The 10,195-nt window shown below is 63.4% G+C and carries 12 protein-coding genes; 5 read left to right on the top strand and 7 right to left on the bottom strand.

The genetic code is table 11. The annotated features are described in order from the left end of the window. A partial coding sequence (locus tag EOA79_RS24915) for a 3-methyl-2-oxobutanoate hydroxymethyltransferase (protein WP_128293389.1) occupies positions 1 to 571 on the bottom strand: 571 nt, incomplete at its 3' end. Between the two features lie 225 nt (positions 572 to 796). On the opposite strand from EOA79_RS24915, the gene EOA79_RS24910 reads away from it, so the two are divergent. The 3 genes from EOA79_RS24910 (at position 797) to EOA79_RS24900 (ending at position 2,330) form a co-directional block, all read left to right on the top strand. Then, positions 797 to 1,195: an NADH:ubiquinone oxidoreductase subunit NDUFA12 gene (locus EOA79_RS24910; RefSeq protein WP_067321589.1), complete on the top strand. Its 399-nt coding sequence runs from the start codon at positions 797 to 799 to the stop codon at positions 1,193 to 1,195. Positions 1,196 to 1,310: 115 nt separating this feature from the next. Further along, entirely contained in the window at positions 1,311 to 1,877 is a 567-nt protein-coding gene (locus EOA79_RS24905; RefSeq protein ID WP_095824712.1) for a DUF2155 domain-containing protein, read from the top strand. A 69-nt stretch (positions 1,878 to 1,946) separates the two neighbouring features. After that, positions 1,947 to 2,330 carry a hypothetical protein gene (locus tag EOA79_RS24900; RefSeq protein WP_095824711.1) on the top strand — a complete coding sequence of 128 codons (384 nt, stop codon included), beginning with the start codon at positions 1,947 to 1,949 and terminating at the stop codon, positions 2,328 to 2,330. A gap of 9 nt (positions 2,331 to 2,339) precedes the next feature. Here EOA79_RS24900 and aat read toward each other — a convergent pair whose 3' ends face one another. The 6 genes from aat to EOA79_RS24870 form a co-directional block, all read right to left on the bottom strand. After that, complete coding sequence (aat, locus tag EOA79_RS24895) at positions 2,340 to 2,957, bottom strand: leucyl/phenylalanyl-tRNA--protein transferase (RefSeq protein WP_095824710.1); 618 nt, start codon at positions 2,955 to 2,957, stop codon at positions 2,340 to 2,342. A gap of 23 nt (positions 2,958 to 2,980) precedes the next feature. Further along, positions 2,981 to 4,324, bottom strand: coding sequence for an acetyl-CoA carboxylase biotin carboxylase subunit (gene accC / locus EOA79_RS24890; RefSeq protein WP_066989500.1), 1,344 nt, complete (start codon positions 4,322 to 4,324; stop codon positions 2,981 to 2,983). Positions 4,325 to 4,343: 19 nt separating this feature from the next. Beyond that, entirely contained in the window at positions 4,344 to 4,811 is a 468-nt protein-coding gene (gene accB / locus EOA79_RS24885) for an acetyl-CoA carboxylase biotin carboxyl carrier protein (RefSeq protein ID WP_128293387.1), read from the bottom strand. A 26-nt stretch (positions 4,812 to 4,837) separates the two neighbouring features. Continuing rightward, the gene (aroQ, locus tag EOA79_RS24880) at positions 4,838 to 5,272 is read right to left on the bottom strand and encodes a type II 3-dehydroquinate dehydratase (protein WP_095824855.1); all 435 of its coding nucleotides are present in this window, start codon (positions 5,270 to 5,272) and stop codon (positions 4,838 to 4,840) included. Positions 5,273 to 5,472: 200 nt separating this feature from the next. Continuing rightward, a complete protein-coding gene (locus tag EOA79_RS24875; protein WP_067321649.1) occupies positions 5,473 to 6,276 on the bottom strand; it encodes a DsbA family protein in 804 nt (267 codons plus the stop codon). Between the two features lie 57 nt (positions 6,277 to 6,333). Further along, entirely contained in the window at positions 6,334 to 7,725 is a 1,392-nt protein-coding gene (locus tag EOA79_RS24870; protein WP_095824709.1) for a M48 family metalloprotease, read from the bottom strand. Positions 7,726 to 7,932: 207 nt separating this feature from the next. Between EOA79_RS24870 and EOA79_RS24865 the strand changes: the two genes are divergently transcribed. Both EOA79_RS24865 and EOA79_RS24860 read left to right on the top strand, forming a co-directional pair. After that, positions 7,933 to 9,081: an aminotransferase class I/II-fold pyridoxal phosphate-dependent enzyme gene (locus EOA79_RS24865; protein WP_127216806.1), complete on the top strand. Its 1,149-nt coding sequence runs from the start codon at positions 7,933 to 7,935 to the stop codon at positions 9,079 to 9,081. A gap of 5 nt (positions 9,082 to 9,086) precedes the next feature. Then, on the top strand, positions 9,087 to 10,016 hold the full coding sequence (locus tag EOA79_RS24860) for a glutaminase (protein WP_164746708.1): 930 nt from the start codon (positions 9,087 to 9,089) through the stop codon (positions 10,014 to 10,016). Positions 10,017 to 10,195: the final 179 nt, after the last annotated feature.

Genomic DNA, 10,195 nt, shown 5'->3' with positions numbered 1-10,195 from the left:
CCGTGCCCTCGATGACGACCGAGAAGGCGCCGGCCTTTTCAACCGCTTCGGCGTCGCGAAAAAGGGCGGCGATGTTTTCCCTGCTCCGGCCCTTGATCTTGTAGCCGCCGTCCTTGTCCACCGACTGCGGCTGCAAGCCGATATGGCCCATGACCGGGATGCCTTCCGCGACGATTGCCGCGATCTGGGCGGCCATGTCGACCCCGCCCTCGAGTTTGACCGCCTGGCAGCCCGTCTCGCCGATGATGAGCCTTGCCGAGGCAACAGCTTGCGCCACCGATACCTCGTAGCTGCCTGCCGGCATGTCGACCACCACACAGGCCTTTGCGGAGCCACGCATCACCGCTTGTCCGTGCGCGATCATCATCTCCAGCGAAGCGCCGAGCGTCGTGGCATGGCCATGCAGCACCATGGCGACGCTGTCGCCGACCAGAAGCAGGTCGACATGCGGATCGAGCATGCGGGCTATCGGATAGGTATAGGCGGTTAGACAAACGATCGGCACGCCGCCCTTGCGGCGACGAATGTCTTCGGCGCCGATCCGATTGCCGGTGGACCGTTCTGGGGCCAATCGTCACCTCCCTCAACCGGCGCGGGCCGGCCGCCAGCTTTGCCGGGCGTGCGAGCTTTAGAAACTGCGCAAACGCTTGGCAAGCCGAGGTGGCGATATCTCCACGCGTGTATCGATTTAGCGCACGAAGCATTTACATCGCAGGCTGGGCAAAACCCTTGCCTTCGCGTTGACCTGACGCCATAAGCAGGAAACGGCGCGGCCGCTGCCGCAACGAGGATCTGGATGAAGACTTTCCTGCTGCAGTTTTTCACCTGGTGGAACAGCCAGACGCTTGGCACGCGCTTCCACACCTGGCGCTTCGGCAACAAGGTCGGCGAGGACGAGGTCGGCAACGTCTATTACGAGGGCGGCATCGATTCGGAAGGTCGCACCCGCCGCTGGGTCATCTATCGTGACTATTCCGAAGCCTCGAAGATCCCTCCGGGATGGCATGGCTGGATGCATCATCGCGTCGACACGCCTCCGTCGAGCGAAAGCTATAAGGCTCGTGATTGGCAGAAGCCGCACCGTCCCAACCTCACAGGAACGCCGGGCGCCTATCGCCCGCAAGGTTCCATTCTGACCAACCAGCATCGCCCGCAAGTCACCGGCGACTACGACGCTTGGACGCCCGGTTCGTAAACGCGTTTCGGTCTTTTGTCGCCACAATTGGCGTTTAGCTGCTTGCTGATAGCGCAGCCCTGACTAGCCTTGGGCGATTAGAGAATCACCCGGGCGCAACCACCGGTATCCCTGCATGAACTCTTTCGGCCGACTCTCGACGGGACTGTTCGCGGCAGCGTCCGTTCTGGCTGCCTCGACGGCAGGGTTCGCCGCCGCGCAGACACCGGCGGCGCCGGCGGTTTCCGACCGCATCACCAATCCGGTCGCCGAATTCGCCGGCATCGACAAGATCACCGGCCGCATCATCACCTTCGACGTCTATATCGACGAGACGGTGCAGTTCGGCGCCCTGCAGGTGACGCCGCGCGTCTGCTACTCTCGGCCTGAGACCGAACAGCCGAAGACCGATTCCTTCGTCGAGGTCGACGAGATCACGCTCGATCGCAAGATCCGCCGTATCTTTACCGGCTGGATGTTCGCCGAAAGCCCCGGTCTCAACGCGGTCGAGCACGCCGTCTATGACGTCTGGCTGAAGGGCTGCAAGCAAAAATCGGACGTGCCGCCGCCGACCGCCGCCAAGGCCGATACGGGCAAGCCGAAGACGAATGCCGCCAAGCCGAAGCCGCCTGCCGAGGCAGCGCCTGAGCCGTCGGACGCGGCGCCCGCGCCGGATGGCGCCGACACCACAGACACGAACTGATCTCGGAACTCTCGGAACCCTCTTTTTCGCAATCCGTTGGATAAACGGTGATGGCGACGGGAGATTTCCATGGCAACGATCAGGCCGATCACTGCCAGCAAGAAAGAGCTTCTCGGTATCGAGAAAGGCTTCTGGACCGGCGATTCCGCATATTTCGCGGCCCACGCCGATGTGGATTGCCTCGTCGCCTTTCCGGAGATGGCGCAGGCGATGACGAATGCCGATCTGGCCAAGACCGCCACCGAGCCCAATCGCTGGCGCGATCTCGACATTCGGCTGAAAGGCATGGTCGAACCCGGCAGCGATATCGTCATGCTAACCTACGAGGCGCGCGCGACGCGGGAAAACGGCGAGCCGTATGCCGCTCTCGTCAGCACCGGCTATGTTCATCGCGCCGATGGCTGGAAGATGATGTTTCATTCCCAGACGCCAATTGAAACTGCGAGCGGGTGACCGCTTACCTCAGGGATAAAAGACCGCTTCGCCCTTCAGGGCCTCGGCCAGCATTTTTTCGTAGCGGCTGCGCGGCACGTCGATGGCGCCGAAGCGCTTCAGGTGCTCGGTGGTGAACTGCGTGTCGAGGAGCGCGAAGCGGCGTTCGTTCAGCCGCTCGACGAGATAATAGAGGCAGGTCTTCGAGGCGTCGGTTTCCCGGGCGAACATGCTTTCGCCGAAGAAGACGCGCCCGAGTGACACCCCATAGAGACCGCCGGCCAGCCGGCCCTCGCGCCACGCCTCGACGGAATGGCAGTGGCCCAGCCGATAGAGCTCGACATAGGCTTCGCGGATCGGCGCGTTGATCCAGGTCGAGCGGCGCTCGTCGCGCCTTTCCGCGCAGCCGTCGATCGTCGCCTCGAAGTCGAAATCGTAGCGGATGTCGAAAGGGTGCCTGCGGATCGTCTTCTTCAGACTGCGCGGCGTGTGGAATCCGTCGAGCGGGATGATGCCGCGCGTCTCCGGCCGCACCCAGAACACTTCCGGGTCGGTGGCGCTCTCTGCCATCGGGAACACGCCCGAGGCATAGGCTTTCAGCAGCAGGTCGGTCGGGATGCGGTAGCCGGGCGCGTAGGGACGAGTCATTGCGCCATTATAACCGCAAGATCCTATTCCTCCTTGGCCAAATATTTCTCAAGCCAGTGGATGTCGTAATCGCCGTTGGCGATATCCGGATTTCCGACGAGGTCGCGGAACAGCGGCAGCGTCGTCTTGATGCCGTCGACAACGAATTCGTCGAGCGCCCGGCGCAGCCGCATCATGCATTCGACGCGGTTGCGGCCATGCACGATCAGTTTGCCGATCAGGCTGTCGTAATAGGGCGGGATCCGGTAGCCGGAATAGACGCCGGAATCGACGCGGATGCCGAGGCCGCCCGGCGTGTGGAAATGCGTGATCGTACCGGGCGACGGCGTGAACGTGCGCGGATCCTCGGCGTTGATGCGGCACTCGATGGCGTGGCCGTTGAACTTGATGTCTTCCTGCTTGACCGACAGTCCGCCGCCGGAGGCGACACGGATCTGTTCATGCACGAGGTCGATGCCGGTGATCGCTTCGGTCACCGGATGCTCGACCTGCAGGCGTGTGTTCATCTCGATGAAATAGAATTCACCGTTCTCGTAGAGGAATTCGATCGTGCCGGCGCCGGAATAGCCAAGATCGGCGATCGCCTTGGCGCAGATGCCGCCGATGCGCGCACGTTCCTCGGCGTTAAGGGCCGGTGAGTTCGCTTCCTCCCACACCTTCTGGTGGCGGCGTTGCAGCGAGCAGTCGCGCTCGCCGAAATGCACGCCGCGTCCGGCGCCGTCGCCGAACACCTGCAATTCGATATGGCGCGGCTTTTCCAGATATTTCTCGATGTAAACGGCGTCGTCGCCGAAGGCAGCGCCGGCTTCGGATCTGGCGGTCTGCAGCGCCACTTCGAGGTCGGCTTCGGTGCGGGCGACCTTCATGCCGCGGCCGCCGCCGCCGGCCGAAGCCTTGATGATCACCGGATAGCCGATCGCGGCGGCAATGCGCTTTGCTTCCTTCTCGTCGCTGATCGCGCCGTCCGAACCAGGCACCACCGGGATGCCGAGGCGCTTTGCCGTGCGCTTGGCTTCGATCTTGTCGCCCATGATGCGGATATGGTCGCCCGAAGGGCCGATGAAGGTGATGTTATGGGCGGCGAGGATATCGGCGAACTTGGCGTTTTCTGACAGGAAGCCGTAGCCCGGGTGCACGGCATCGGCGCCGGTGATCTCGCAAGCGGCGACGATCTGGTGAATGTTGAGATAGCTTTCGCGTGACGGCGGCGGGCCGATGCAGACGCTTTCGTCGGCAAGCCGCACATGCATGGCGTCGGAATCGGCCGTCGAATGGACCACCACCGTCTGGATGCCGAGCTCCTTGCAGGCGCGCAGCACCCGAAGCGCGATTTCGCCGCGATTGGCGATGAGGATTTTTTGGAACATCTGCCCGCTGTTCCCGGCTCTACTCGATGACCACGAGCGGCATGCCGTATTCGACCGGCTGGGCGTCCTCGATCAGGATCGCCGTCACCGTGCCGGCGCGCGGCGAGGGAATCTGGTTCATCGTCTTCATCGCTTCGATGATGAGCAGCGTCTGGCCTTCCTTCACCTTCTGGCCGATCTCGATGAACGCCTTGGCGTCGGGCGAGGGCGCGAGATAGGCGGTGCCGACCATCGGCGAGGGCACGGCGTTCTTGGAAGGATCGGCTGCCGTTGCGGGCGCGGGCGCTACCGCCTGAGCCGGCCCGGCAACCGCCGCGGACGGCATAGGAAGCGGAGCAGCGACCGCGTGGACGGCCTGAGACTGACGCGACACGCGCACTTTCAGATCGCCGAGCTCGACCTCGATCTCGTTCAGGTTGGTGTCGTTCAGTATGCCCGCCAAGTCGCGGATCAGCTGCTGGTCAACACCGTTCTTCTTTATCGACATTTTCGAGCCTTCTGTTTGGGAGCCGGTCACAGGCGCACCGCCAGTGCCTGCAGCGCAAGCGTATAGCCGAGTGGCCCGAACCCGCAGATCATGCCGACAGCGACCGGCGCGACCATGGAGACGTGGCGGAAAGGCTCCCGCGCGTGGATATTGGAAAGATGGACTTCAGCGACGGGCAGCGGCGCGATGGCGCGGATGGCGTCGTGAATGGCAATCGAGGTATGGCTGTAGGCCCCGGGATTGATGACGATGCCTGCGGCCTTTTCACCGGCTTCCTGGATCCAGTCGACGAGATCACCTTCGTGATTGGACTGACGAAAATCGATCTCGAGCCCGAGCGCCGTGCCGGCGGCCTTGCAATCCTCGGCGATGGCGGCAAGCGTCTTGCCGCCATAGATCCCCGGCTCGCGCTTGCCGAGTGCATTGAGATTGGGACCGTTCAGGACGAAAATCGTTTTCAAATATGCCGACCTCTTCGGCGCCGGCCTCAAGCCGGCGCGCCGGACCTCTATAATGGGCATATCCGCCCGCGAAAAGAGCGCAAGTACGTTCTTTCGCTGTCCACAACAGGCGGAAAACCGCCTGTTATCGCGACTCGCAATCGCTTAGAGCATGATCCCGAAAACTGTGCAGCGGTTTTCGGAAAAGACCATGCCCAAACCTAGAGCGCGCTCTTGGCCTGCTCGATCTTCTCCGCCAGAACCTGCTGTCCGAGCGCGCCGAACACCACCTCATTGCCGACCACATAGGACGGCGTGCCGGTGATCGACAGCTTGGTGGCGAGATCGTAGGTGCGCGAGAGCGCTTCGTTGATGCTCGGATCCTTCATCTTCTCGCGCAGCTTCGCCTCGTCGGCACCGAGCGAAACAGCGACCTTCATGGCGGTGGATTCGGTGGCACGGCCCTGGCTGCCGAGCAGCGCAGTGTGGAACTCGCTGTACTTCTCCGGCATCATCAGATGGAAGGCCATCGAGACCACGCTGGCCTTTTGCGAATCCGGGCTGAGGATTGGAAACTCCTTGAGCACGAAGCGCAGGTCCGGATCGGCTTTGGTCAGCGCCTTCATGTCCTCAATGGCGCGTTTGCAGAAGCCGCAATTGTAGTCGTAGAACTCGACGATGGTGACTTTGCCCTTCGGGTTGCCGACCACGCCGTCGAAGGTGGAGTTGAAGATCTCGTCCTTCGCATCCTTGATGACGCCGAGTGCGGCGAGCCGCTGCTCTTCCTTCTGCTTGGCCTCGAGCGCGTCCTGAACCTCGAGCAGGACCTCGGGGTTTTTCAACAGATAGTCGCGGATGATGCCTTCGACCTCCTTGCGGTCGATCTTGCTGTCCGCCGAGGCCACCTGGATGGCTTGCGTCGTGTCGGCCCTAGCGGCCTGCGGGCTTCCTGCCACGAAGCCGAATGCCAGCATGCCGAGCGCCACCGCCACGCCGGCGCTGCCGAGCAGGATTGCCTTGTTCATGATCAGTTCCTTCTGCCTGTCCCGGTCCAACCTGGTCGCCGTGCGCGGCCGGGAGGTTCACTTGAGTTTGTTAGATGGCGTGTAGTTTATGATATCCTGCGCGCGAAGCCAGCGGGGCTCGCCGCGCTTCAATTTCTGTTGAGCGCGCATGGCGAAGATCTTCGCGTTCTTATAGTCGGCCGAATAGAAATGGCCCTCCGCTGTCGCAAGGTCGGCGGCCGGGATTTGCCCCAATTCGGCATAGGCTTGAGCCAGATAGCGGTAGGCTACGGCGTTTTCCTTGTCGCGCCCGATCCCGCTGTTGAGCTGCGCCACCGCTTTGTTGATTGAGTCCGGCGTGCCGACCGCCATCAGCGCCTGGCCGAGCGAGACCAGCAGCAAGCCGGACCGCGCCGCGTCGAGGCTCGCCGCTTTGGCATAGGCATCCGCGGCGTCCTTGGGCCTGTTGGCCTTCATCAGGATGTCGCCGCGCAGTTCCTGGAAATAGGGGTTCTTCGGCTGTTCCTTGATTAGGGCCGCGGTTTTCGTCAGCGCGGCGCCAGGATTGCCGTAGAGATAGGTCTGCTGCGCGTCGCCATAGCGCGAGGCAAGGCTGGTCGGGTTCTTGCGCATCAGCCGCGCCACGGCCGCCTGGCCTTGCATATAGGCCGCGATCTTGATGCGCATCATGTCATGCCGCTGCTGCAGCGCCGGCGCGTCGACCTGGCTGACATATGGGCTCGCCTTGACCAGCACCTCGAGATTGGCGATGCGCTCCCGGGGCATCGGATGGCTGATCCGGTAAGGATCGAGCTGGGTGCCCGACAGCGAAAGCGCGCTCTGGAAGCGCCCGAAGGTCTTCAGCATGCCCATGCCGGACTGGCCGGTGGCATTGAGGTAGGTGATCGCCGAGCGGTCGGCGGTGATTTCTTCGCCGCGCTGATAAGCAAGGATGCTGCGCTGCGCCATCTCGCCGCCGCCGGCGGCGACGCCCATGCCGGCGCCGGCAAGGCCGCGGCTGTTGGTGGTGGCGCCGGCCACGATCGCGCCCGCCCCGAGCAGCGTGGCGATGATGGCCATGGTCTTGGCGCGATCGAGTTGATCGCGCAGCTTCTGCTGGTGGCCGCCGGCAATATGGCCGGCCTCGTGCGCGATGACGCCGATGATCTCGTTCGGCGTCTCGGCCGTCACCAGCGCGCCGGTGTTGATGAACAGGCGGCGGCCGGTCACGAACGCATTGAAGCTCTGGTCGTTGACGAGAACGATGTCGATCCCGTCATTGGCAAGGCCCGCCGCCTTGAAGATCGGTCGGGCATAGTCGCGCACCAGCGCCTCGATCTCGGCGTCGCGCACCACCGGCACGCCTTGCGCGAAGGCGCTCAGCGAAGTGGACACCGCGACGGCGGCGGCAAGCAGGAGCGTCGCGAACCCGCGCGCGGTTCGCCCTATTGCGGTCGATCTATCGATCATCGTTCGGGTCGGCTCAACATGACAGGTCCACTGGTAGACGAGCGGGCGAAGGATGAAAAGTCGGCGCCGATAACTTCCTGCGCGCTTGTGATCCCCACACCAATCGGGCATTTGTGCGGCGCTGCCGTCGAACTCCCGGCAGTTCCAGGGCAAGCGAGCGATGGTTTGCCTGTGGATTTGCCAACCAAAGGCAGGCTGAAGAGTCAGATGGTCGTTTCGCTTTCACGCCGCGGCGAGGTCGAGCCGTTCCACGCCATGGATATTCTGGCCGAGGCCAACCGGCTGAAGGCGACCGGGATTCCCGTGGTATCGATGGCGGTCGGCCAGCCGTCGGACCCGGCGCCGGTCGGCGTCCGCGAAGCCGCCGCTCTCGCGCTGAAGCACGGCCGCATCGGCTACACCGATGCTCTTGGCCTGGCGGAGCTGCGCAAGGCGATCGCCGCGCACTATGGCGAGCATTACGGAATCGATGTCGCGCCCGCCCGTATCGCCGTCACAACCGGATCGTCCGCCGCCTTCAACCTGGCTTTCCTGGCGATGTTCGATCCCGGCGACCGCGTCGCCATCGCCGCGCCCGGCTATCCGGCCTACCGCAACATCATGGCCGCGCTTGGCATCGAGATCGTCGAGATCGAGCTTGGATCGGACGCCTATCTGCATGCCGACCACCTGAAGAGCGCACACCGCGAGAAGCCGTTGAAAGGCGTGCTGTTTGCCAGTCCAGCCAATCCGACCGGCGCGGTCATTCCAGCCGACGAGCTTTCCGCGTTGGTGAAGACCGCAGGCGAGCTTGGCATCGCGGTGATCTCGGATGAAATCTACCACCGGCTGGCCTATGCCGCGCCCGACGTCACTGCACTTGCCTATGGCGCCGGCGTGACGGTGATCAACTCCTTCTCGAAATATTATTGCATGACCGGGTGGCGCATCGGCTGGATGGTGCTGCCGGACGAACTGGTGCGGCCGGTCGAGCGCATCGCGCAGAGCCTCTACATCTCGCCGCCGGAACTATCGCAGGTCGCGGCGATCGAGGCCTTCAATGCCACGCAAGAGCTGGAAGCGGTGAAGGCGCGTTATGCCTGGAACCGCGACCTGCTGATGAAGCGTCTGCCGGAGCTGGGCTTCCCGCTCGCGGCGCCCATGGACGGCGCGTTCTACGCCTTCTGCGATGTCACGCGGCACACCAATGACAGCATGGCCTTCGCGCGCAAGATGCTGGCCGAGGCGCATGTGGCGGCCACGCCCGGCCGTGATTTCGATCCGCTCCAGGGCCATCGCACCATGCGCTTTTCCTATGCCGGCAGCCATGACGACATGGTCGAGGCGCTGGCGCGCATCGAAAGCTGGCTGAAATAGACGCCATGCCCGAGCTTGAACAGGCGCTGGCGGAAGTGGCCGCCGAAATGACCGAGCGCAGCGATCGCGGCGATGTCGCCACCTATATCCCGCAGCTCGGCAAGGTCGATCCGAAGAAATTCGGCATTGCCGCCGTGACCAATGACGGGCGCATCATCCTTGCCGGCGATGCCGATCAGCCCTTTTCTATCCAGAGCGTCTCGAAGGTGTTCACGCTGACCCTGGCGCTGGGCAAGGTCGGCGATGCGTTGTGGCAGCGTGTCGGCCGCGAGCCGTCGGGCAATCCGTTCAACTCGATCGTCCAGCTCGAGCATGAGAGCGGCATTCCGCGCAATCCGTTCATCAACGCCGGCGCCATCGTCGTGTCCGACATCCTGCTTGCCGGGCATCAGCCGCGCGAGGCGATCGGCGAGATCCTGCGCTTCGTCCAGTTCCTGGCCGACGACGACACGATCATCATCGACCGCGAGGTCGCGGCCTCGGAACGCGCTACCGGCTACCGCAACTTCGCTCTGGCCAATTACATGAAGTCCTTTGGCAATCTCGACCACGAGCCGGAACTGGCGCTGGGCGTCTACTTCCATCATTGCGCCATCGCCATGAGCTGCCGACAGCTCGCCATGGCCGGCCGCTTCCTCGCCAATGGCGGTCGGAACCCGGCGACCGGGCTGTCGGTCGTGTCGACCGAGCGTGCGCGCCGCATCGGCGCGCTGATGCTGACCTGCGGCCACTATGACGGCTCCGGCGATTTCGCCTTCCGTGTCGGCATTCCGGGTAAGAGTGGCGTCGGCGGCGGTATTCTTGGCATCGTGCCGGGCGTCGCCTCGCTCGCCGTCTGGTCCCCCGGCCTCAACGAGAACGGCAATTCAAAGCTCGGCTCGATAGCGCTTGAGAAGCTCGCCAGGATGATGAACTGGTCGATCTTCGCGCCTTAGCAGGTGCTGGGGCGCAAGATTGGAAGGGCAGAAAACGAGAATCCCGCGCCGGACGAGCACGGGATCTTCTGTTCAACAACTAAGCCTAATGAGCTGACAGAGCTTAGAAAAAGCCCTTCCGCTGCCACCAGCCGGCACGCTTCGGCTTTTCTTCGGTCTTGGCTTCCTCGCTGACGTTG

Source organism: Mesorhizobium sp. M1A.F.Ca.IN.020.03.2.1 (genome assembly GCF_004023205.1).
In the GTDB taxonomy this organism is placed as follows: domain Bacteria; phylum Pseudomonadota; class Alphaproteobacteria; order Rhizobiales; family Rhizobiaceae; genus Mesorhizobium.
This window is presented reverse-complemented; position numbering and strand designations above follow the sequence as displayed.

Excerpts from the sequence above, each read along its gene's own strand:
- accC (WP_066989500.1), bottom strand. The coding sequence starts at position 4,324 with ATGTTCCAAAAAATCCTCATCGCCAATCGCGGCGAAATCGCGCTTCGG.
- accB (WP_128293387.1), bottom strand. The coding sequence starts at position 4,811 with ATGTCGATAAAGAAGAACGGTGTTGACCAGCAGCTGATCCGCGACTTG.
- EOA79_RS24905 (WP_095824712.1), top strand. The coding sequence starts at position 1,311 with ATGAACTCTTTCGGCCGACTCTCGACGGGACTGTTCGCGGCAGCGTCC.
- EOA79_RS24860 (WP_164746708.1), top strand. The coding sequence starts at position 9,087 with ATGCCCGAGCTTGAACAGGCGCTGGCGGAAGTGGCCGCCGAAATGACC.
- EOA79_RS24865 (WP_127216806.1), top strand. The coding sequence starts at position 7,933 with ATGGTCGTTTCGCTTTCACGCCGCGGCGAGGTCGAGCCGTTCCACGCC.
- EOA79_RS24875 (WP_067321649.1), bottom strand. The coding sequence starts at position 6,276 with ATGAACAAGGCAATCCTGCTCGGCAGCGCCGGCGTGGCGGTGGCGCTC.
- EOA79_RS24870 (WP_095824709.1), bottom strand. The coding sequence starts at position 7,725 with ATGATCGATAGATCGACCGCAATAGGGCGAACCGCGCGCGGGTTCGCG.
- aat (WP_095824710.1), bottom strand. The coding sequence starts at position 2,957 with ATGACTCGTCCCTACGCGCCCGGCTACCGCATCCCGACCGACCTGCTG.
- EOA79_RS24910 (WP_067321589.1), top strand. The coding sequence starts at position 797 with ATGAAGACTTTCCTGCTGCAGTTTTTCACCTGGTGGAACAGCCAGACG.
- EOA79_RS24900 (WP_095824711.1), top strand. The coding sequence starts at position 1,947 with ATGGCAACGATCAGGCCGATCACTGCCAGCAAGAAAGAGCTTCTCGGT.